Source organism: Rubritalea spongiae (assembly GCF_042652385.1).
Classification (GTDB): domain Bacteria; phylum Verrucomicrobiota; class Verrucomicrobiia; order Verrucomicrobiales; family Akkermansiaceae; genus Rubritalea; species Rubritalea spongiae.
Genome location: NZ_JBHSJM010000001.1, coordinates 1622226 through 1645320, shown reverse-complemented (window position 1 = coordinate 1645320; position 23095 = coordinate 1622226). Strand labels below are relative to the sequence as shown.

18 protein-coding genes are annotated in these 23095 nt (G+C 49.9%); 2 read left to right on the top strand and 16 right to left on the bottom strand.

The window, feature by feature from the left end:
* Positions 1–115 precede the first annotated feature (115 nt).
* The 13 genes from ACFPK9_RS07480 to ACFPK9_RS07420 form a co-directional block, all read right to left on the bottom strand.
* Positions 116–2131 (bottom strand): serine/threonine-protein kinase, encoded by a 2016-nt coding sequence (locus ACFPK9_RS07480; protein ID WP_377094219.1) that lies wholly within the window; start codon positions 2129–2131, stop codon positions 116–118.
* Between the two features lie 6 nt (positions 2132–2137).
* Positions 2138–2734 (bottom strand): RNA polymerase sigma factor, encoded by a 597-nt coding sequence (locus tag ACFPK9_RS07475; protein WP_377094218.1) that lies wholly within the window; start codon positions 2732–2734, stop codon positions 2138–2140.
* A 206-nt stretch (positions 2735–2940) separates the two neighbouring features.
* Positions 2941–4443 (bottom strand): arylsulfatase, encoded by a 1503-nt coding sequence (locus ACFPK9_RS07470; protein ID WP_377094217.1) that lies wholly within the window; start codon positions 4441–4443, stop codon positions 2941–2943.
* 83 nt (positions 4444–4526) lie between these two features.
* Complete coding sequence (locus tag ACFPK9_RS07465) at positions 4527–6908, bottom strand: glycosyl hydrolase family 95 catalytic domain-containing protein (protein WP_377094216.1); 2382 nt, start codon at positions 6906–6908, stop codon at positions 4527–4529.
* 196 nt (positions 6909–7104) lie between these two features.
* A complete protein-coding gene (locus ACFPK9_RS07460; protein WP_377094215.1) occupies positions 7105–7932 on the bottom strand; it encodes a PEP-CTERM sorting domain-containing protein in 828 nt (275 codons plus the stop codon).
* A 74-nt stretch (positions 7933–8006) separates the two neighbouring features.
* Positions 8007–8678 (bottom strand): response regulator, encoded by a 672-nt coding sequence (locus ACFPK9_RS07455; RefSeq protein ID WP_377094214.1) that lies wholly within the window; start codon positions 8676–8678, stop codon positions 8007–8009.
* A 9-nt stretch (positions 8679–8687) separates the two neighbouring features.
* Positions 8688–10652 (bottom strand): sensor histidine kinase, encoded by a 1965-nt coding sequence (locus tag ACFPK9_RS07450; RefSeq protein WP_377094213.1) that lies wholly within the window; start codon positions 10650–10652, stop codon positions 8688–8690.
* 206 nt (positions 10653–10858) lie between these two features.
* Entirely contained in the window at positions 10859–11584 is a 726-nt protein-coding gene (locus ACFPK9_RS07445) for a hypothetical protein (protein WP_377094212.1), read from the bottom strand.
* A gap of 68 nt (positions 11585–11652) precedes the next feature.
* Complete coding sequence (locus ACFPK9_RS07440) at positions 11653–12396, bottom strand: hypothetical protein (RefSeq protein ID WP_377094211.1); 744 nt, start codon at positions 12394–12396, stop codon at positions 11653–11655.
* A gap of 103 nt (positions 12397–12499) precedes the next feature.
* Positions 12500–13168, bottom strand: coding sequence for a PEP-CTERM sorting domain-containing protein (locus ACFPK9_RS07435; RefSeq protein ID WP_377094210.1), 669 nt, complete (start codon positions 13166–13168; stop codon positions 12500–12502).
* A 247-nt stretch (positions 13169–13415) separates the two neighbouring features.
* The gene (locus tag ACFPK9_RS07430) at positions 13416–14075 is read right to left on the bottom strand and encodes a PEP-CTERM sorting domain-containing protein (protein ID WP_377094209.1); all 660 of its coding nucleotides are present in this window, start codon (positions 14073–14075) and stop codon (positions 13416–13418) included.
* A 262-nt stretch (positions 14076–14337) separates the two neighbouring features.
* Positions 14338–15015: a PEP-CTERM sorting domain-containing protein gene (locus ACFPK9_RS07425; RefSeq protein ID WP_377094208.1), complete on the bottom strand. Its 678-nt coding sequence runs from the start codon at positions 15013–15015 to the stop codon at positions 14338–14340.
* Between the two features lie 224 nt (positions 15016–15239).
* Entirely contained in the window at positions 15240–15860 is a 621-nt protein-coding gene (locus tag ACFPK9_RS07420) for a PEP-CTERM sorting domain-containing protein (RefSeq protein WP_377094207.1), read from the bottom strand.
* Between the two features lie 541 nt (positions 15861–16401).
* On the opposite strand from ACFPK9_RS07420, the gene ACFPK9_RS07415 reads away from it, so the two are divergent.
* Positions 16402–17754: an IS5 family transposase gene (locus ACFPK9_RS07415; protein WP_377096537.1), complete on the top strand. Its 1353-nt coding sequence runs from the start codon at positions 16402–16404 to the stop codon at positions 17752–17754.
* On the top strand, positions 17745–18311 hold the full coding sequence (locus ACFPK9_RS16130) for an REP-associated tyrosine transposase (RefSeq protein ID WP_417750559.1): 567 nt from the start codon (positions 17745–17747) through the stop codon (positions 18309–18311). The genes ACFPK9_RS07415 and ACFPK9_RS16130 overlap by 10 nt, the downstream gene beginning before the upstream one ends.
* Positions 18312–18689: 378 nt before the next feature.
* Here ACFPK9_RS16130 and ACFPK9_RS07405 read toward each other — a convergent pair whose 3' ends face one another.
* The 3 genes from ACFPK9_RS07405 to ACFPK9_RS07395 all read right to left on the bottom strand — a co-directional run bounded on the left by ACFPK9_RS07405 (position 18690) and on the right by ACFPK9_RS07395 (position 22669).
* Positions 18690–19304 (bottom strand): hypothetical protein, encoded by a 615-nt coding sequence (locus ACFPK9_RS07405; RefSeq protein ID WP_377094205.1) that lies wholly within the window; start codon positions 19302–19304, stop codon positions 18690–18692.
* A 172-nt stretch (positions 19305–19476) separates the two neighbouring features.
* On the bottom strand, positions 19477–20886 hold the full coding sequence (locus tag ACFPK9_RS07400; protein ID WP_377094204.1) for a DUF1501 domain-containing protein: 1410 nt from the start codon (positions 20884–20886) through the stop codon (positions 19477–19479).
* A 28-nt stretch (positions 20887–20914) separates the two neighbouring features.
* Entirely contained in the window at positions 20915–22669 is a 1755-nt protein-coding gene (locus ACFPK9_RS07395) for a DUF1800 domain-containing protein (RefSeq protein ID WP_377094203.1), read from the bottom strand.
* Positions 22670–23095 lie beyond the last annotated feature (426 nt).

Here is a 23095-nt window from a genome sequence, read left to right as displayed (position 1 = left end):
GAAGTGTCTTTAAGCTTGGGCTCATCCACTATGTGCAGACAGATTCGAGCTTTAGGACACTTTGGGAAAGAATTAGTAGCGGGAGGATGCTAGGTCGCCTAGTTCGAGACAGGCGTTAAGGGGTGTCAGTTTTGACCGTGATTTTTGCTCCTTCTAGGCTCGCAGGGGTCAAGATGCGCAGATTCCAGCGGATAGTACGCTGGTCGGGAGAAATGATGATCTCTTCTAGGTCTTGAATCACGATGTTCTTTTTAATAGCGAGATCTTTTACTTGGGAGATGTCGAGTTGTTTTATCGATGCTTTATTGAGGATGGAGAGGTTGAAAGACTCTGATGATCGAACGGTGAGAGCATTGACTCTGAGTGAGGCCATGAGATCTCCAAGGTGTTTACTGAGGCTTCCCTGTTGAGGGGGGCTTGTCGTAGTGATCGTGAGATGGTCGCTTGCAGGATCGTAGCTGGTCGTCAGCGTTTGAATTTTGTGCACGAGGTATTCTAAGGCAGCTGCGACCACTGGTGCGTAGTGGGTTTTGTCGCTTCGAGCTTCGCGATCATAAATGAGAATGGCCGTCATCAGAGGAAGGTGGTCGGGATTCAGCTCTTTTGATTTTTTATAAAAGTGGGTGAGTTGTGCAATGGTCGGGCGCTGCTGCTCTGTGAAGTTGAAATCTGGAAAAGCATTCACGTAAGTCATGTAGCCGACGAGTCGGTGCGTCTGAGCCGGTGGGTACTTGCTCGCTTCTTTAAAATTGAGCATGATGCAGCGATTGCTGAAGTACTGGAATTGGGCTTCTTTTGAGTCGGGGGCGAGTGCGAGTGCTTGGTCGATGAGGGAATTTGCTTGGCGTAAGGGAGCAAGCGGCTTGGAAAATACTGTTTTCTGTTTTAACTGAAGTGCTTTGTGGATCAGATTCTGGGCTTGTGAGTCTCTGGTTTCCGCTGTGAATTCGAGGAGAGCCTGGTGCTCAGAGGAGAGCTCTTCCATTTCGCCGCTGAGTAATTGCGTCTCCTTTTCTTTCTGTTTGAGGTTTTGGGCAAACCAAAGGCTGAAGAGTGCGATCACGAGCAGGGAGCATGCGGTGATGGTGGCGGGCACGCGTTGGCGTTTGATAAAGAGGGTGCCGCGTCTGAGAATGCTGGGCCGCTCTGCCTGAGTGCTGTGGCCGAGCAGGTAGAGATAGATGTCTTGTTTGAGCTCATTAGCCGACTGATAACGATCACATGGGTTATAGCAAATGGCTTTGAGAATGATGGAGCTCAGGGCTTTAGGGATGGACTTTTCTGGGAATTCTTTATGAGGGGCTTTGCGTTTTAGCTGGCGCGTCTGCTTTTGTATTTCGTGCTGAGTGCCAGTGAAGGGCGCCTTCCCCGTGAGGATGAAGTGGAGCAGGCAGCCGAGTGAAAAGGTGTCGCTGCGCTGGTCGCATACTGAGTTGGTCTGAAGCTGCTCTGGAGCCATGTAGCCGAGAGTGCCTTTGATTTGGCCCAGTGAAGTATGGTGGCGGGCATTGGTGAGCTTCTGGTGGGCTGGATTTTCACGCGTTTCTTGCTCGTGAATGAATTTCCCTAAGCCCCAATCGCAGACCAAGACCTGGCCGTAGCTGTCGCACTGGATGTTCTCTGGTTTGATGTCACGGTGGATCACGCCACGTGCATGGGCGTAGGCGACGGCGTCACAGATTTTGAGGAAAATCTCGAGCAAGATTTGGCGTGACGGGTTGTTTGCAATCGCATCGGCGAGGGTGGAGTCGCCTTTGAGATCCATGGTGAAAAATGGACGTCCCCCGGTCAAGACGCCGGCATCGTGGACACTGATGATGTTGGGGTGGTTGAGAGAGGATACGAGCCAGGATTCGTGGATGAATTCATCGAAAAATTCCGGACCGTGCTCTTTGCGCGGTATTGCAAGAGCGATGAAGCGTTGGGTCATCTGATCGTAGCAGCGATACACCTCCTTGAGTGCTCCTTTGCCGATGAGAGTTTTATTGGTATAGCGCTCCTCAATTTCTAGGAGCTCATTGAAACTCGGGCACAGTGTGTCGAGCACCTCCTCGTCAAGTTGGTCGACTTGCTTGTAGATACCCTTGAGCCGTTGGTCGGGTTGGTAGGGATTGGAGCTGTGTGGGGACATTGGGATTTAGCCTTCGAGCTCATGAATGACGGCCTGCACCTCTAGGAATAGGCTACGTTTGACGCGCTTGCGCAGGGTGTAGACGGAAGAGATGGTTAAGCCTGTCCGCTGCGCTATTTGTTGGGCTGAGATTCCTTGCAGACCTAATTCAAAGACCTCGATGGCTTGGCCTCGGTATTCTTTTCTGACCCGCTTCATCGCGACGTTGGTGACGTAGGTTTCCCATTCTTCTTCGATATATTGATCAATGTCGGTGGTTTGATCCTGCTGGCTGAGTTGGGCGTCTCCAGCGAATTTATTCATTTTGACCTGCTGGCTTTCGCGTTGGCGGAAATGCATGAGGGCAGTGCTGCGGATGACCTGTTTGAGCCATGTGCGGAATCGCGCGCGCTCGCGGTCGTACTTAGGCAGGTCGCGCATGAGGATGATCAATGTTTGCTGCGCTAAGTCGTCGATATCACTGCTGCTGACATTGAGCTGGTGAAGGATGTAGTAAATGAAGCGCTCGTAATGCTTGTTCAGTTCATTCCACGCGTGATCGTCGTTGAGGTCAATAGCTCGACGAAGGAGTGAGTAACGGGTGTTTTGAGAACTGTGCGACATGCAATAAGGGGGACTTCTATTGAAAGTGCACGGATCGCTTTCTTGGAACAAGTCTCAAATCATTAGAGAGCTAAAGCCTCTTGCATTTACGGTATGAGCGGTATGTTGAATTCAGAAAACCCGCCTTTACCATAAGCGAGTAGGGTCAGATCCTAGGAAGACGTTTTGGCTATGGTCTGAGCGTATCGTTTTCTCAGTATCGAAAGTTAAAAGCTGGCGGGAGCCCATTCTGGGATGGCTCCTTGTTCTAGCTGTTTTTTATAGCGTTCCGCTAGGGGGTAACTTTTCTGAATGCGGAGGTCGGAAAGACCTTCATTCACCATCAGAGGGACTGTTTTGTCCCACCAGGCGTCATAGGATTTACGCAATTGGTCGACGACTTCGGGGTAGGATGACGCGACATCGGTAGTTTCACCTGGATCAGCTGAGATGTCGTAGAGTTCGGCGTTGTTGACGAAGCGCCAACGGTTAGTTCGCACCGCGCAATTGACAAATTTAGCACTGGCTACGTCTTTCGCTTTTGGGTGCTTGGGTTCCCAGCGACCGACGTGGACGAAGAGTTCACGGTCTTTCCATTCTTCCTTGGGGTCCTCGAGTAAGGGCATGAGCGAGCGTCCGTCGAGTTCTTGCATTTGCTCTGGAAGTTTGGCGCCAGCTAGCTCGCTGAAGGTCTTATACATGTCGATGTGGGCGGTGAGGGCGGGGATGTCGACTCCTTCGTCGAGTACACCTTTCCAGTACCAAAATGCGGGAACCCGTGTGCCGCCCTCGTAGGGTGTGCATTTTTTCCCACGTAGACCGGCGGTGTAAAATGGGGTGACTTCCCCCTCTTTTTTACCGCTCACGTGGCTCATGCCGTTGTCGGTCATGAAAATAATCAGGGTGTTTTCGAGGGCGTCCCACTCTTCGAGTTTCTGCATCATTTTACCGAAGTTCTCATCGATGTTTTCGATCATGCCGAAGCGTCCCGCGGGGCCATTTTTTGGATTGGCGTCCCAGCCCATTTCTTCGAAGCGTTTGGTGTATTTTTTCGGAGCAATGTTTGGGGTGTGGGGGGCATTGGTGGAGATGTAGGCGAAGTAGGGTTTCTTTTCCTCATGCTGCTTTTTGATCCAGCTGAGACCTGCATTAAAAAATAAGTCGGTGCAGTAGCCCTTGGTTTGTACGATCTGGTTGTTGTGGAGCAACACGCTGTCGTAGTAGGTGTTCTTGCCGTTGGCTGGGAAATCTCCATAGACGGTCTGGCCGATGCCGCCAGCTCCGTGGATTAGGGATTCGCTGAAGCCACGGTTGTGTGGTAGGTATTCCTCGTCGTCACCTAAGTGCCATTTGCCGAAAATCCCTGTTTCATAGCCAGCAGATTGGAGTGCTTGAGGTAGGGTGAATGTCTTGAGATCCATGCGTTCGCGGAGCATGATAGTGTGAGTGATGCCTACTCTAAATTCGTGGCGGCCGCTCATGATCGCAGCACGCGTGGGAGCACAGGCGGTGCTGACGTGGAAGTCGGTGAAACGCGTGGATTGGTCGTAGAATTTATCGATATTTGGTGTCTTTAGGAGTGGGTTTCCTAAGCAGGAAAGGTCACCCATTCCTTGGTCATCAGTCATTACCAAAATAATATTGGGGCGGCTGTTTTTTAGGTCTTTTGCTAGGGCGAGCTGTGGCAGAACTAAAGCGAGAAGGCTGGTGAGAAGGATGCTATTTTTCATAGTGAAGAGCACTTTCAGATACTGAGTGAAATAGGGCGTTCTTTCAGGCTTGATGCGGGCGCATGAGAGCGGGGGGAATAGAGCTATTTTTTGTAGTAAAATTGGTGACCTGGGAGGCGTTTTGTTTTTTCGCTTAGGCCGAACAAGTGGCTGTTTTTCTCATTGATGGAGAGTGGCGCGATTTGCATGTCCGCTTGAGTGATGTCGACGGGTGTGAAGGTGACTGTTTGGCCTTTTTTAAGGTCGATAGTATACATGCCGTCCTCTGTGCGCTCCACCTTGTCCACGGGGGCTTCGGAGCCATCGATGTAGATTTTAGGGTCTTTGATGTCGGTTTGGACAAAGCAGGGAGAACCCGCTAAACTTTCAACGGAGACAAACTGCGTCGCTCCCGCTTTTTTCTTAGCGCTTACGAGAAAGGCTCCCTGCGTGCGCAAGTCTTGGAATGCGACGTCTGCCCAAATTTTTGGTGTGCCTCTGAAGACACGAATTTTGCCATCCCAACTTTGGAGGAGCATGTCGTGGAGAGCTGTTGCGAAGGAGAGGGGGCTCTCGATGACTGGGTTGCCCTCTGCGTACATGGTGGTAGTAGAGACGTTTTTGTGTTTGATGAGAAAGTCGAGGTAGTGATAGGCCTTTTCTGGGTCTCCAGCCATGGCGTACATGGAGGCGGCTCCTGTAGCGGTGTAGCCAGTGACGGGCATGGCGGTGTCTTTTTGTACTCCGTTGATGCTGGTATCGAGCCAGTGATCCAATGATTTGGTCAAGAGCTCGACGTTTTCTGGAGTGTCGGGTTTGAGCACTGCTAAGGGATAAAATGCGAGCAAGTGTGAGTAGTGGCGGTGTGGTTTATCAAAGGGGATGTCTTTGGCGATGCGTAGACCAGTTTCATCGATTTGGAATTCGACGAGATTGTCGACGATGTTTTGCCACTCAGTGGTGAGGGGGTCATTGAGGGTGAATTCCTGGTTGATATCGAGGAGTGTCTGGCAGCTCCAACGCAGCAGTGCGATGGTGAAGTTGACGTCTTGGCCGTTACCTCCAGGGTATTCGGGTGACCAACTGCGTTTGATGTGAATCTTTCCGTCTTCGGATTTTACCGGATTCTCTTTTAGGTAATTCAAGTAGCTGTTGACGGTTTGTTTGAGCAAGGGAAAGAGGCCGTCGCGCATCCGTTCTCTGTCGCCAGCAAATTCGCAGTGCAGCCAATAGTTGTTCATGATCCAGGCCAGCATGTCGGGGACCTTGCCGTTGTCATAGGCGCAGCAGTCTTGTGGAAAACAGGCGGCGATGGCGGCGCTGTCTTTCCATCGCTCTGGGACATTTTTCGCTAGGTTTGCGGCATACTTGTCTAAGTTATTAGGCAAGGATTCGCCGACAGCTAGGCGGTTGGCAGTGAGGTGGGTCCAGTACTGGAGTTGTACATTTAAGTCGCCCCAAACCATTGGCCAAAAGGTGTCGTGGTACCAAGGCCCCATGAGGTCGAGAATGGGTCCATTTTCACGCATGGCTGAGCCGAGTTTGTACATTTGAATCCAATAGAATGCTTCTTTCTCTGAGTCATTGATGGTGAGAAAGCTATGCGGGTAATAGGTGTGCCACCATTGACGATGAGACTCGAAGAAGCTGTTGTTTTTGATTTGCTCGCGGCCGCGTTCGAGTGAGGATTTCACTGTTGCTTTACTGTCGGTTTTCCCAGGGAAACTGTGGTGCACGCTGGCGAGCATTTTTTGTTTAGCGGCAGGGTCTCCACCGATCATCCAGCCGGTGGTGGTTTCGCCGCGATGGTCGTGGAGTGCTTGCAGACAGAAGTGTATTCCTTGTTCGGTGCTGAGAACAGGTTCTGGTGGGAGTGGGTAGGGAGCATTTCTCATCCTATCCCAGCTACCACCCTTCGGTCCACGGCTGGCATCTAAGGTTTTGCGCACCGAGGAATAAGGGACTGCAGGTTTCCAAGTGATTTTGACTGACTCGCCGTTGCTTGCGTCTGTTTCAAAATAGATCACATCCATTTGGCTGTGTGAAAGGCCGTGGATTTCATAGGAACCTTCGCTTGTTGTGACCGTTCCTGTGAGTTCAGCATTCCAGAGGCTGAGGCGTAAATCAACGCCAGTAATGTCCCCTTTAGATTCTAGTTCGAAATGCCCCAATGGGAGGCGGCAGCGGTAGATCCATAGGTTTTCTTTGCCATCGACTGGCAAGCGATGGTCGTAGTAATCGTGGCGCCCAGTATGGATCGACATCACATTCTTTTTTGTGCCTTGATAGAAAAGAAATCCGACATTGCCATTTCCTGAATAGGGGGCGAGTTCCCAACGCTTCGGGACCATATCCCAGACCATGTCGTGGCGGGAGAGGAATGCGTTCCAATCGATAGCCGTTTTTGTTGATGCCGAGAGTGAGAGCTGGCTGGTGGCGAGCAAAGCGATGGCCGACAAGCAATGAATAAGAAAGCGAATAGACATAAAAAATGTGATGTAGGCAGCTGTGGTTATGAATGGTGTTAGTTGATCGTTTCAGACTCTCGCACTACTTTCGTCGAGACGTCTATCCCGAGTTCACGCTATGCGGGTGTGTTGGGAGCGCGTTCACTGTGCATAAAAAAACTCTCGGCCAATGTGCTGGCCAAGAGTTAGGAACATAGGTGTGAAGTTGTGTCATTTAGCGACGTCGGCGAGTTAGGAGGCTCAGACTGCCGAGGCCAAGCAGTGCGAGGCTGGAAGGTTCTGGAACTGCAGTGACAGTAAAGCTGGTTCCGTTGTCTGTGAAGTCGAGTGAGAGTCCTGAGGCTGTGCGCAGCTTATTGGTAGTGTCAGCTTGGAGGCTTACGAAATCAGTGAACACTCCACCGTAGTTTGCAGTGAAGGAGCTACCTACGGCATCGAAGAGGAAGTAGCTGTCGGTGAGGTTATCACCATTGTTGAATGAGGTAGTGACTGCTCCCGTGGAGATGAGCGAGCCTCCATTGAGAGTGAATGTGACGTGTTTATTATTATCAGCATAAAGGTTGAGATCGCTGCTAATATTTAAAACACCGTCGGAATTGACGAGATAATTGAGAGTGTTGCTGCTGTGGCGGTATAGGGTGGTTGCGTCGTTCATGTTGACGGTTACGTCGCCAGCAGTCCCAATACCGTCACCGACTGTGAGCCAGGTGCGTGATGTGTTTGAGATAGGTGCGCTACCGAAGCTGCCTGACAGGCTAAATGAGAAGGTACCGCCACTGTTGAATTGGAGATTGGAGGAATTGATGTTGGTGCCAGATGCATAGCCGGGTACGTTGGCTGTAGGCATGTTGCTACCATCAAAAATGATGGTGTCGTATGTTCCAGACGGAGATGATAAAAGAGCTGGCGCTGTGCCGCCGTCCCAGTTTCCTGCACTTGACCAGTTTTGGTCGTTAGCGTTGCCGTTCCAGATGTAGGTTGCTGCTGATGCGATGCCGCTTACGGATAAGCATGCGATAGTCGAGAGGATTGTTGATTTCATATCGTTTGGGATATGAAACGAATTTGTAATTTTGGTCTATAGCGAGTTTACGCTATAGACAGTGGGGGCGAGTTTTACTCGAGTGAAAATAGTCGGATTTCATAAGCCTTGCTAATGGCTTCTGCCGCATTGCGTACACGCATTTTCCGGTAGATGTTTCGCACGTGAGCATCGACGGTGTAGTAGCTGATTTGAAGGCGGTCCCCGATTTCCTTTTTGAGCATTCCATCGCCTAGGAGTCGGAGAACCTCGATTTCACGGTCTGACAATACTTCGTCAGTGCCGTTTTCGTAGCTTGGAGAAGTTTTCGGTTTGATTTGGCTTACTATATATTGGGCTACTGCAGAGTCTAGTAAGGTGCCGCCTGCTGCGATCGAGCGAATGCCACCGAGGATACTGTCGATTGTAGAGGATTTGAGTAAGTATCCAGCAGCTCCTATACTGATAGCTGCTACGACATCAGCCTCTTGATCTGAGTTTGAGAGGACGAGGACTTGTTTGCCGGGTGCAAGCTCAAGCATTTGTGGAAGGGCTTCTAGGCCACTCATTCCGGGTAAGTTTAAGTCGAGCAAGACGATGTCTGGTTGGTCAATGGCTGCCGACTGGGAAAGCCTGCGTAGTGCAATCTCAGCGGTGCCGTAGCTTGAGCAAAGTTCCATGCCTTCTTCCATCTCAAGGGCAAATTCGAGAACTCCTCGGTATTCGAGGTTGTCTTCCACCAACATGATTTTGATAGGTTTTGGCATTTTGGATAACTAAATTTTTCGTTTTGTAAGATTCAAGCGGATGCGTACACCACCCGAGGAGGATTTCTCTATCAAGGCTGTGGCTCCGAGAAGTTTTGCACGGCGTTGGAGGGCTTTTGATAATTGGCCATCGTATCCATGACCATTGTCTTCGACCATGAGGGAAATGCCTTGGTTTGTGGCTGTGAGCTCAGTCTTTACGTCAGTAGCCCCTGAGTGGCGAATGATGTTGATGAGGCATTCTTTGTAAAAAAGCATCAAGTCGATACGCGTGCGGCGTTTGAGTTGATTCAGTTTTTGTTCACCTTCAATACTCATTGCGTGGTTGAGATCTGCGAGTATACGTGAGGCGTCGCGTCTCATTTCTTCGACAAGGTTTTCGCAAATTCCTTCGGCTTCCATCATGTTTGCACAGTGGATGGCTGCAGTGCCGGTGCGCTCGGTGACGCCTCTGATACGGTCGAGAGTTGCGTTGAGCTGCTTCGGTGAGTCTGAGAGCCTTTTAGCCATATCTCCGAGTAGACCAATAGCGTGCAGGTTGGCTCCTAGTTCATCGTGTAAGTTTGCAGCTATCCGTTCGCGGATCCTTGCTGCTTCACGCGAACGAAGCATCTTTGTGTAAATTAAAACGACGGCCACACTGGCACCTAAAAGTACCGTGAGCCATGCCGTGATCCAAAGTAGTCGTTTTTGTCTGGCGTAGCGGGATTTAAGCGCTTGCGAGATGAGAGGCCTTTCATGCTCAAGTTTGTGTCGTTCAGCGAGTTCACCTAACCAGTCACGCATAGGTAGAATAGTGCCGTAGAGGTTGAGGCCGTCCGTGTAGCGTGAGAATGTCTGCTTATCATCGGATAAGGGGAAGTCGCCGGTGACTTGCTTGTCTTTTGCGACATTAGAGCCTTTTGAGATGAGTTCTATTTCGGCAAAGCCAACGCGATAAATAGTGGAGTCTTGCAGCTCTGTTGCAAATGGTTCGAGCACGCTGAGGCGCAGGAAACGACAGCGATGCTCAGGAAATGGCCACATCATGATCGTACTTTTTTCGAAAATAGATCTGAGTTGAACATCTAGTAGTACTTTAGGATCTGTAAAGTCTGCCGTCATGGAACCTTCTAGGCGAAAGTGGTGTGGGATTCCAAAGTCGCCCGCAAACGACTGCGGAGCGGTGTCACTTTGCTCAACAGCGTGTAGATGTAATCTGTCAATAGGGAGTACTTCCTCTAGGTCGATGATGAATTCAAAATGCTTGTTAGGAGGGGTTTTAGCCGCACTAGAGCTAGCTACTGTTCCCTTTCCACGAGGGATGTTCATCAGGTAGGGGGTAGTTCCGTCAGTGAGAAAGGATTTGTTCCATGATGGTACGTTGAGCTCACCTCCAGAAGTAGACACTGGTTTTTTCAAAGCCACGTTTTCGATAGCGTCAAAAATGAAAATCTCAGAAAGCTGGATAGCGTAGTTGTTAGTTCGTCTCCAGAGAGCTAGGTTGTGGACTTCTATTTTTACCCATTTAGCGCGCACCTTAGGGACTGAAATCACTAAAGGCGCGACCCTAGGAGCAACACGGTCACTGATGTTGTAGCTAGCAACAACCTGTCCCTCATCCTCTTTTGATGTTCCTAGTCTCACCGTAAATTCTTCAGGAAAGGCGTCGGATAGGAAACCGTGCTCGGAGTCCCTCCATAGTACGGGGACTAAGATGATTTCTTCGATTTCTTTTATCTCACCAAGATCGACTTGGATCCACACTTTTTGATTTGAGACTGGCTGGATCTGAGTGCGATAGCCGATGGCACCCACACCAGTGCGCGGGCTATAGCGGGCTATCATTTCTAGCCGTTTATCGATATCTTCTAACCTTTTTTCCAGTGCGTCTTGGGACATCTCCTTAACCGATTTCTCTATGCCTTCAGCCAATAAGCTTGGAGTAAAACAGAAGAAGGTTAAGAGGAGTGAAAGAAGAATACGATACGGCATGGATAGGATGATTACATTGAGATATGAGGAAACTTGGAGGTTGCCTAGCTAAAACTCAATGGATGCCGAGCAGTCTGACTGTGGAAGTGTATGAGTACAATTCTACTGAAATTTTTAATTCAGTAGAATGACAACATAGTGGTTCATGTGAGCTAGCCGACTATGCCGCGGCTCAATGAGTATCGCTCACTTGAGTGTAGACTGGCTTATTTCGTATGGTTAAGTAACAGGGTAGTTGAACCTAAATTGATCAAAGCTGCATGTTTGTCACTTGAATACGGAGCGATCGTAGCGGTGAGGGTGAGGCCAGCAAGAATGACGTGCTTAGTGCGTTTCTGTACAATAATCTTTAATGTGCCACGACCATCTGTGCGCAAGCCTGTAAGCGTGCCATAGCCAGCTTGTAAAAGAGATTCAAAGGATTGACCGTCCGCCGACCAAATAGCGTCAAAGTTTGGTCGACTACCTTGATAGCCTCCTGTCAGAGTGTAGCTTAGCGTGTCGTCGAGTCCTGAGAAGGTCAGGACGAAGTGCCCATCTTTATTGATGGGCATCTCAAGCGTGTCATTGGAAAGGATTCGGTCGCCAGAGATACTTGGTGCAGAGAGGAGTCCTGGACCGGGTTGGCCTTCTTGATCTTTTATACGGTTTGTGGACTGGCCTGTATTGTTGGTGAAGCTAAAGCTTACACCATTAAGGGGACGACCTTTTGTGGTTCTGAGAGGTTTTGTGTAGGTGAGAGTCTCTCCATTTTTGATACCTTTACCTTCAGTAAAATGGTTGAATCGAGACTTTCCTGGAGGAGCGATGCCTTTTCCATTGCCCGCATTGTCGAAATCAATACCAATCGTTTCTCCCACTCGGATATCCGCTAGGGAGGTGAGCTGGGAAGACAGGAAAGCGGTGGTGATGAGTGCTGCAAAATGACGCATAGTGATAAAAGCTGAGTGTTGGCTGTAGACCTGTTAGGTTTTAGTAGATAGCTGGAGCTTCGTAAAGCTTACTTCTTGTTAGAGTGCTTGGATGATTGGGAGGGGGTGAGAACGAGAGTCGATCCATTGAGATTGAGTACGGCAAAGCCGCTGGCAGTCTCAGCGCTGCCTTCGACGAGCAGGTTGTCGACGCTAATGCGGGTGCCAGCTGGGTGTCCTGAGCCTCCCCAGAAGTAGATGCGGAACTCCACGGAGTCGATGCCCTGGTAGGCGGGGTTTTGAGCGAGATTGACGCCGGTAGGCTGCCATGCTTTGTCGGTCTGTAGGACGGTGGTGTGCTGGTCTGAGGTGATGGCACTGGCGGGAGTCCACTGCGTTCCTCCGTTGGCCTGAGCCAGGATGGTAAAATGACAGGCCGATTTCTGCCCGGCTCGGGATGTGGAGATGGAAAAATGACTGAGATTGAGAGTGCCAGGAACGGCGGCTTCGAGGGTGAAGCTGAGGTAGTTTTGCTTTGTGATGGCGTAGTTGAGATCTTGGCCAAACAGCATTTCGTTAGTGTCTCCCCAGCTGCCCACGGCGGTAGCGGCACGCGATGCTCCACTCGCGTAGTAGCCACTGCTGTCGCCAAGCTTACTCCATTGTGCATTTATCAAGCCGCCATTGCCTGTGAGCGGGCTGGCTGTGACACTGGGCGAAACGACGCTGGGCACTTCACTCTGGGTGAAATGATAGGCAACCAGAGGCTCGGCCTGAATCGCAGGTAAGGAGCTTAGAGTTATGAAAGTGAAAGTTGGAAAGTGCTTCAGCATGGGATTGGTGTGTATCAATCTATGGTATTGGAGCATAAAAAAGGCCCAACGAGTGAACGGTGAGCCTTTTGGTTTCGATAAAGAAAATCTCTTTTTTAGAAGTTTAGCGACGACGGCGAAGTACAAGCGCGAGACCACCAAGACCGAGAAGGGCTGTGGAGGATGGCTCTGGAACTGCAACTGAAGCAGCCGTTAAAGTGAGTGTGCCTACAACAATATGGTTTGCTGTATCAATTCCTGGATTTGGGTCAGCTTGATCAAGACGAATAACTAAATTTCCAGATCCGTCTGTTCTTAGGTCTGTAAATGAGGCGTAATTGTTTGCCTGTTCTGTTTGGCCGTCTACTACCCAGTTTGTAGCGAAGTTGTTGTTACCTGCGTATCCTCCAGTCAGGTCATAAGCTAAGCTGTCATCGAGGCCGGAAAACGTGAGAAGAATGTGTGCTCCAGGTGCAAATTGAAAACCAGTAGCTTCGTTAGCAATAAGTGAATTGCTAGTTGCCGCTCTACCTGTGGCAAATCCGCTGTTATTTGTTGCGGAAAAAGTAACGTCTGCAGAGCCACCAGTGCTGAGAGAAGTTCCTTGATCGTCGAGAATCGAGCCTGAGAAGGATTCTGTGGCTGTATCAGCGATCGTGATGCTCGAAAAGGCGTTTGCAGAGGCTGCAGTACCAAAGTTCATCGTGATGCTTCTGTTTAACTGAAGCGTTGCCGCTTGTGATGTTGCTGCGCTGGCGAGGATGCCTGCGCTGAGGAGTGTTGTAATTTTCATATGTTTGGAAGTTTAATTATGTGTATTTCGGGGACTCCGAGACATAAAAGGCCAGTCGATTGATTCGATCAGCCCCTTTAGTTAAACCTTTTATGGTTAATGGGGTAAAGCAATTTACCATATGTCATAGACACTTGTGAATATGTGTTATCCACATGGCTAGAGTGCTTGTATAAAAAAAGGGCCCACCGAACTAACGATGAGCCTCTTGATTTCAATAAAGAAAATGTATTTTATATTTAGAAATTTAGCGGCGACGACGAAGTACAAGAGCTAGGCCACCTAGGCCGAGAAGAGCAGTGGAGGATGGCTCAGGAACTTTTGTGACAGTGATGTCGTCAATACCGGAAAAGCTGTTTCCAGCGCCATTGCTTGATTTGCCAGCGAGACGGATTGTGAAAGTGAGGGTCGTACCAGCATCGAGAGTTTCAAATGCGGTACCTTGAAGGCTGGCACTGTATTCATTCCATTGGTTAAGAGGGTTGGTCAGCTCGTTGATGATGAGATTTAAGGTCGTAACGCCATCAGATACGGAAAGGTTATGGCTATCGAAAGCATTGGTAGAATTGTTTGCTCTGTGTTGAAAGCTGATGGAGTCCAGTGTGTAGGATGCAGAAGTAGAGAGATCAAAGCTTAAGTCGACAGATTGTCCTGCGGTTGTAAACCCAAATTCAGCTTCCGATCCGCCGAGAGAGGCGTTGCCCAGTGCATTTCCGCCTGTGTGAAAGAGTGTGTTGACAGTGAATCCGTTGCTAACGACGTTTAAATCAGTGGCCGTGATGTCTGTTACGGAGGCTGAGTCGCTTAATGTAGAGCTTTCAAAATTGTAAAGAGCTAGTGTGGCCGCGTGCGCTGAGCTGATGCTAAATCCTACAGTAAGTAGTGTAGAAAGAGAAAATGTATTCATATATTTGGGATAGTGTTCTTGTCTTTATCTCCATTCCCTATGTTGAGATGACGACTAAACTAAAGAGCAGTGAATTTTGTGTAAAGAAACAGAGAATATGTTGTTTGAACTAATATATATAGGATATCCACATTTCGTTTCATGGTGCATGATACCTATGAGTTATGCGAGTAGTTCCGTGCCGAAGGGTGGTATTGAGAGGGTTAAATAAAAAAGACCCACCGAGTGATCGATGAGCCTTTTTGTGAAAGTAAAGTCGTTGTTACTTACGGCGACGCAGGATGAGCGCGAGACCACCAAGACCTAGAAGGGCGGTGGAGGATGGCTCTGGGACTGCTGAGATTACGACGTTGTCAATGTATGTTCCTGATGAGCTGTTCTGATTGCCAGCTCTGTCATCGAGGTAGATGCGGAACTCAACGCTTGTTACGACGTCAAAACCAGAGTCGGTAAGATCAAAGCTATAATTGGTGAAGGTGTCCTGAGCGATTGCTTGGTTTTGGAAACCACTCACTTCGATAAAGTTAGTGAAGCCGTCGAAGCTAGCTCTTACTTGGAAATCTTGAGCACCTCTTTGTGCTCTTGCGATATCGAAGCTGAGGGTGTCCATTGAAATGGTGCCGGAATCAGCTGAGATAGTGAAGCTCATATATTGATTTGCAGTGATCGCTCCAGCCATGTTGTCGTCTGTGCCTGTTGCGAGACCAAGGCCATTTGATGTGAAGGCATTTGCAGTTGTAACAGCAAAGTCAAATACAGGGCTAGTGAAATCAGAAGCGCTGACACCTGTTGCGGTGGAAGTTACAGAGAGATCGTTGAGGTCAGTTGGTGATTCCTCAATTGCATTATCCGTAAATTCATAAAGAGCGAGTGTGACAGCTTGAGCCGAGCTCATGCACAAGCCTGCTACAGCGATTGTTGAGAGAGAGAAATTACTCATAATTTTGGGGTGTTGTTTATCTATTGACCTCCACACCCTGTGTGGAGTGGTTGTCTCTAAGTTAGTTCGATCTGAAGGCTTTGTACAGAAATGGTGAATATGTTGTTTGAACTAATATATGCAAAATATCCACATCGTGTCCAAGCAGGGAGTCTGAACAAGACGAACTTTAAAAAAGACCCACCGAGTGACCGGTGAGCCTTTTTGTGAAAATGAAGTGGTTGTTACTTGCGACGGCGCAGGATGAGCGCGAGACCACCAAGGCCGAGGAGGGCGGTGGAGGATGGCTCTGGGACTGCGACTGAGCCGTTGAGGGTGAAACTATCAGAGTATACGCGAGCGTTACCATTGTTGTTTGCTGAACCGCCCCAGTAGATTCTGAATTCTACTGAGTCTGAAGTAGTAAAGTCTGCGAAATCGTAATTGTTTACAGTCTGAGATCCGAGCACTTGTGAACCAGTCCAGCCTTGGATTTCAACTTCAGAGCCTCCATCGATCGAGTAGGCTAAGCGAAAGTCTCGAGTGCCAACTTTTGCTGCTTCAGCAAGATCAAGACTTTCATAGGTAACGTTTGAGCCAGTAACAACGTAGCTAAAGTAATAGTTGCTAGTTTGGCCTGCACTGTTTGGTAGGCCATTGGCACCAGCTGCCGAAAGTTGATCAATAGTAGTTGCAATTGTGCCGTTAAGAGATCCGCCTAATGCTGAAGTGGAGGTGATGCCCGAGGCAAGAATGTCTGGTGTAGTCGATCCTGCTGTGTGCTCGTAACCAACCAATGTAGCAGCCTGAGCTGATGCTAAGCTTAAGCCTGTCGTTATGAGGGCTATCTGAGAGAATTTGTTCATGTTTTTGGGGTGTTGTTTGTGTATTTATCTCCATTCCCAATGTGGAGATTGAATCTAAATTAACTTGTGCTGAAGGCTTTGTACAGAAAGAGAGAATATGTTGTTTGAACTAACATATGTAAAATATCCACATTCAAGTCTGCGGGATGGTATGAGGTTTTCGGTATTCTGTTTTAGGTTTCTGGCATGATGAAGCGGTGATAGCAGCGGCAGTTGAAGGGTGGGATTGGTAAACCACTGATGACGCTGATTTGACTGATTTTTTGAATCTGGGTAATCTGTGGTGATGGGCGGTGTGCGACGGAGGAGGTGTGTTATAAGTTTTAAGAGATTGCGGGCAAGGGAGGGTGGGCTCCTCCTTCGGCAAGTCTTCGGAGGACAAGTTAGCTGAGCATGTCGGTTGAGGGGGATCGGCATTTCGTAGTCCCCCGTTAAAATCATTCAATCCTAAGCGTGCTCTTATCCAGCACGCTTTTTTCTTTAAATGATCTACAAGAAATCGCCTTCTCAGCGCGTAAACCTTCTAGATTTTTCTAACAGTATGCGCCCACCAAAGCATTCCAATCAACCTGAAACCGCCCACCTGTTCCAACCTCTGCTCATCGATATTCTTGACCCGACCCACGAGCTCGTCGTCTTAGCAGCGAAAATCGACTGGGACTGGCTCGACGGACAACTCTGCGAATTGTACTCGACCACGGGGCGCGCCGCCATTCCCACCCGACTCATGGTTGGCCTGCATCTACTCAAACATGCCAAGGCTCTCTCTGACGAAGAAGTCTGTCGACAGTGGAAAGAGAATCCCTACTTCCAACTCTTTTGTGGTGAAAAATATTTCCAGCACCGCTTCCCGATCGAGCGCAGCTCCATGACCCATTGGCGCAAACGCATCGGTGATAAGAAACTCGAAACCCTCATCAGTGAACTGCTACGAGTTGCGCATCAAACAGGAGCCCTGGACATTGAAAGCCTGAGCAAGGTCATCGTCGACACCACCGTCCAGCCCAAGAACGTCACTCATCCCACCGATGCCAAGCTCGCTTTGCGCGGACTCACAGAGCTTGTCAAAATGGCAAAACTCCACGGCATCAAACTGCGCCAATCTTACGCGAAGGAGGCCAAGCGACTCGCCATCATGGCTGGTCGCTACGCCCATGCCAAACAGTTCAAACGCATGCGTAAGACTCTCAAAAAACTCAAGGGACGTCTTGGCCGCGTGGAGCGCGACATCGCCCGCAAAATCAATGGCAACGCGGGCCTTGAAGAGACCTTTCGCCTACCATTTTACAAAGCCTTCCTCATCCGCACGCAGAAGCCGCGCGACAAGGTGAAGATCTACAGCTGGCACGCCCCGGAGGTTGAATGCATCGCCAAAGGCAAGGCGCACAAACCCTACGAATTTGGCATCAAAGTTTCGGTGATCACACCGATGGAACGCTCTGCAGGCGGGCTGTTCGTCCTGCACAGCGAAGCCATCGAAGGCCGGCCTTACGACGGCCATACCCTTAATCGGGTCATTCAGGCAACCCGAGCCATCAGCGGCATCAAACCCGAACGCATCTACGTGGATAAAGGCTATGTCGGTCACGACTACCCAGACAAGCGCGCAGTTTTTCGCAGCGGACAAATCCGTGGCGTGACCCCCGAGATCAAAAGAGAGCTTCGGCGACGCTCCGCGGTCGAACCAGTCATCGGACACATGAAAACCGACGGTCACCTAGGACGCAATTACCTCCACGGCAAGGATGGAGATAAGATCAATGCAGTTCTGTGTGGCGCAGGCCACAATATGCGCCTTCTGCTCAAGTGGTTCGCCACTTTTTTGCTCAAAATCCTCAGTACAATCTTTCCGCAAAAAAGCTCCAGCCACAGACCGGAGCTTCAATGCGCTTGAAAAATGCTATTTTTAACGTGGGACTTCTTAATGCCTTTGACTTAAGGCCACAGGCTACGCTAGATTGTTATACTGTGTTTGATCTTCCTTCTAGAAAGTCGCTTTGTCATGAACCTCCCTATTGGTTAAAATATCAGTCGGAAACTTGGTTCATCACTGTCAATTGTAGAGAGCGTGGTCATAATCAGCTGTGTCATTCAGGAGTAGCTGAAGTGATTTTTGAGAGTGTCAGGTTTAGAAATGAGCAAAAGGTGTGGTTCTGTGAGCTTCTTTTACTGATGCCAGACCACCTGCACGCTCTCATTTCGGTTCACCCTGATTCTTCGCTTCGCAAGGTGGTCTCAGATTGGAAACGCTGGTTGGCTAGGAATCATGATCTCAAATGGCAAGCAAACTTTTTTGATCATCGCATTCGTAACGATGCATCTCTGCATGAGAAATGGCTTTATATCCTCAATAATCCCGTAAAGAAGGGTTATTGTAGTTCTATGGATGATTGGGAATTTGTCTGGTGTGATCTTGAGGACGGAAAGGGTTTAAGAATGCGGAATGCGTAGGCGAGCAACGGCGTGTTTGGCAAACCCGCCCTACCATGTGGGCGATCTTAAACAGGAGGGCTTGCCGTTGATGAGAGGTTTGCGCCTGAGGATTTGTTCTGCGTTTAGCAAGGTAGGGCGGGCTCGCTGAGCACGCCGTTGAGGGTCTGATAGGCATTTTAAAATGGCTTTGATGGAATGCCACAATGTATACTGAATGATTGGGGGGCGTCTCGTACGGTGGTGAGGACGGAAAGGGTTTAAGAAAGCGGAATGCGTAGGCGGACAACGGCGTGTTTGGCAAACCCGCCCTACCATGTGGGCGATCTTAAACAGGAGGGCTTGCCGTTGATGAGAGGTTTACGCCTGAGGATTTGTTCTGCGGTTAGCAAGGTGGGGTTAGCTTGTGGGGTTGTGGAGGATGTCGTCGTCGGTGTGCATTTCTTTGTCGGGTCCGGCGGATTGGATTTCTACGTTTTTACTGGAGAGGAAGTGGAAGAAGTAGGGGGTCCCCCACTTATCAGCGAGTTCGCCGTAGCGGGTGATGCGCGGGTGGTTGTCTGGGAGGTAGGCAATTTTTCGATAGTTTTTGCCGAGGAGAGTATTGGTGATGTCAACGTTTTCCCCGGTATCGTAGTACCCTTGGTTGGCGATACCGCGCATACTATCGAGCAGAGTGTGAAGGTGGTGTAGTGCGGTCTTTTCAGGTAGATTCATGTCACGTAGGAGCTCAGCTTCTTCGGATAGTTGAGTTGGATCGTTTGGGTCGTTTCCGAGTTTGGCTTCAGCTTGAATGAAACGTTTGGGAAGGAATTTTTTAGAGGAGTCTTCGGGGGATTTGATTTGGGTGCGTTTTGGGGGTGCGCCCTTGTTGGTGTCGTGGAGGTGGGTGCTCGTGTCAGTATGAGTGGTGATGGCCTGAGGGATGTCGGGTGAGGATGTGGGGGATGGCCATAGGATCCAGGTGAGGAGAAGGGCCAGCGTGGTGATGCTCAGGATGAGTGTTCGGTTCATGGTGAGAATTTGGAGTGGGACTATGTGGTGTGAGTAGAGATTTCCCACGCGCTCTGGCACGTGGGAAATCTGTTGTTTGGGGTTTAGGAGGCTTCTCGTATGGAAACGTGCTATTTGGTTCTCTGTCCCAAGGGGTCGCCTCAGGTTCGACCTTGAGAATCCCTTTTCAGTTTTATCCGAAGAGGCCGGAGATGGGCACCTCGGTAGAGCCGGAGGTCCAGAAGTTCCGGATATTCGGTAGAATGGTTTCCATTTCGTTGTCGTTGGTGACACCGAACCAGTAGGCGAGACTGGCGTGGAGTTCATCGACCGAGGTAGTGGGGAGCATGCGGCCACGGCCAATGACAGCACTGGCCCCGAGGCTGAGGTCAGGATAATCACCAAAGACGCGTCCACCGCTGACTGGGCCACCCATGAGAATGTGGTTTGCCCCCCAGCCGTGGTCAGAGCCGCTGCCATTGGAGGAGAGCGTGCGGCCAAAGTCGGAAGCTGTGTAGGTCACTACCTTGTCGTGATAGCCGATTTCGTGCATGGCTTCATTAAAGGCATTGAGCGCGGCGGAGAGGGTTCCTAGCGCACCACCTAGGCGGGTGGTGACACCTTTGTGCATGTCGTAGCCACCTTGCTTGACGAGGAAGGTCTGGCGGTTCGAGTTGAGCCCTTCGGGACCTTGCGCCTTGATGTACTTGGCAACTTGGAGGAGCTGCTGGCCGAGCGAGGTGTTCGGGAAGGGGGTGTTGATGGTGGTGGTGGCCTCAATCTCTGCGAGTCGGTTGTTTTGCTCGATCGATTCCTCTCGGGTGTGATTGTAGTGATTCTGGATCACGCTCTTGTACTGGGTTTCGAGGTCTCCTTCGATGGCATTGCGCAGGTGGCTTTTTTCGTTCCAGAGTTCGAATTGGTTGGCACCACCTGATACGGAGAGTGGGCTACCGGAGCGCGAGGTTTGGAGGAGGTTGTTGCCACCGGGGGCGAGGTTGACGCTGGCTGAGGCGTTGTTATTTGCGGCATCGTTTAAGACTTCTGACATGCGGCCAATCCAGCCAGTGCCGGCGAGGCTGCCGCCCCGGACGTTAGGGAGTGAGTTTTGCCATTGTACTTGTTGGTCAAAGTGAGAGGCGAGCCCGAGTGGTTTTCTTTTTGTTCCATTCTCATATTCGGTTTTCGTCATTGGTTCGACGAGGGTGCCGATATTAGAGATGAAGCTGAGGTCGCCTGCATTGAACATATTGTTTACCCCACCCATATTGCCGTGGAGATGGTAGTCCCAATTCGTCTGGTTATCGATGATGTTGTGCATGTTGCTCTGGGCGATGGCTAGCTGAGCACGGGTGTCGAGGTACGTCTGATAGTCGCCGACTCCAGGTGCGAGCATGTTGTAGGAATCACAGCCGCCGGAGAGGAAGACACAGACGAGTCCTTTGTAATCTGTGATAGAGCCGGGGGTGCGAGCAGCCATCATTTTACTGACGAGACCGAGGTTAATGGTGGATGCCATGAGGCCGACTCCTGTCATTTTGCCACAGTCAGCAAGAAATGCGCGACGTCCTACTTCTTTATTAAAAAGGCTTTGTTCTTTCATGATAAATATTTGTTTCTGTTAGGTTTTGTTAGTTGGCAACGCTTGCTGCAGGTGAGGTGAAGATGACGGAGACGATCTGAGCGACTTGTTCTTCCCAAGTGTCAGCACTTCCTTGCAGGTCATTTTCAATACTCTGGGCGAGCGAGTATGGGAGCTGGCCGTGACAGAGGTAGACATCGATGTAACGGATCAAGCCTTTGGTGAAGCTGAAGTGTCCGTCGTGCATCAGCTGAATGGTAGGCAGCTGCGTAAGAACGGAGATATCATTCTTGATGTAGGCATTTGGTCCAGTGAAGGGGATGTTGTAGAATTGCTCGAATTCACCCACTGCATTTTGTCCAAGGATTTGTGCCTCTGGTGCTGTTAGTTCGATGGATAGTCCTGGATTGGCGGCTTCAAATGCTGCGACATAATCACCGATCGGTCCGTGAGATGGCGCGTGGCCGGCATCGTAGAAGTTGAATACTGAATTGGCCGAGAGCACTGCCTGGCCGTAAGCTCGATCACTTAGTGTAAGACGAATGATACCATCTTCGTAATCACTTGTTGCGCCCGCGAAGCGGTAGAACTGAGCGAGTTTTAAGAGAGGCTCTTTAATTTTTCCGCTGAGTTCATCGACTGGATTTGCTCTGACAATATAGTTTCTGCCAGATTTTTGCTTCACGTAGTTAATGGCATCGCGTGCTTCTGTGTCTAACAAGATAGCTTTGAGTACAGCTTTGAAGTCTCCTGAAACACCAGTGCCGAATGGGCCATTTCCGTACCAAGCATCGGTGACGCGCTTGACGTAGTCGTTTGATGGGTTAGAGGAGGTAAAGCGCTGAATCAAGAGCCGCGAGAAGTACGGGGCGGTGCTTGGGTGATCGGCGAGGTTGTCTAAGGCCATGGCGATGTCGGTGTTGCCTGGCTGACCTGCAGGGAGGACGACTCCATTGAGCAGATGCTTTTCTGATTCATCATGGTACTGTTGGTGCATCGACATTGGTCCGTTGCCGAGTAGGGTGAGATTCTTAGAGAAGAATCCGCGCTGGTCATTGATCGAGAGACCGGTGAAGACTTGGGCGAATTCGACGATGTCGTCGTTATCGTAGTTTTCGATAGGAGTACCATTGGTGTCGGTCAGGATATTCCCGTAGGCGTCTTGGGCGTAGACACCGCAGGAGAAGAGCTGCATGACTTCGCGTGCATAGTTTTCATCTGGGTGGGTGCCGAGTTCGGGATCAGCCTTGGCGTTTTGTGCGTGACTGAGCCAAACGCCCATCATGGGGGAGTAGGTGACGTCATGAAGGAGGTCGCGGTGGCTGGTGAAGGCATTGTTCATCAGCATATCGTAGTATTCGACGTGTTTTTTGAAGCGACTGCGATAAAGGTTGTTCCAGTAGTTGGTGGAGACGACGCAGATTTGGCTGAGGGCAAAAGCCATGCGGTGGCGCAGTTGGTCGTCTGAGTTGATGACTTGATCCCACCATGCTTGATGCCAGTAATCTCCAGAGGCATTACTGTTATATGCATGGCCAAGGGGGCTGTTCAGCATTTGGTTGACCTTACCAAGGTAGGTGGTGCCGATGGGGAGGGCGAGTTGCTGGTCGATCCATTCTTCGCAGGCTGGGATGTGGCCGATAGCTTGGATGCGAGCTGCAAGGGCGTCGATTTCGGCAACGGTTCCACCAAAAGCGGCTTGAGAGAGGAAGTGGGATGCCTTTGACTTGAGGATCAGATCATTTGAGGTGGCGTTGCTGGCGTAGTATTCGGCATTTGCTGAGGAAAGTGAAAGTGCACTCACGCTGAGTAATGATAGAAGAGGGCGTAGGAATCGGCCGTTTTTGAATCTGCTAGGTTTTGTTAGTGTTAATTTTTCACCTCTGCTAGATGGGGGTAGCAGAGTGAGGTCTGGGTTGTTTTTCATTATGTTTTTTGGTTTTTGGTTTTAGTCATGGGGGCACGCATGACGGAGGGAAGACAAGCGTTTGGTTTTGACACGGGCGACAAAGCAGGGGGGCGAACTGTAGTGTTATGAAGAAAATTCCTCATAACTATGAACTCGATTGCTGCCTATTAAGATGGCATTTGCGTTCGATGGGGAAATCTTACAAAGAAAGTGTATTTTTTTTACACGAGCTATGTAGACGGGTGTTCAAAGGAGGAATAGGCGCAAGGCGCGGAAAATGGGAGGGGAGGTTTTTGAGGGTGCGGAGTGTCGAAGGACAAA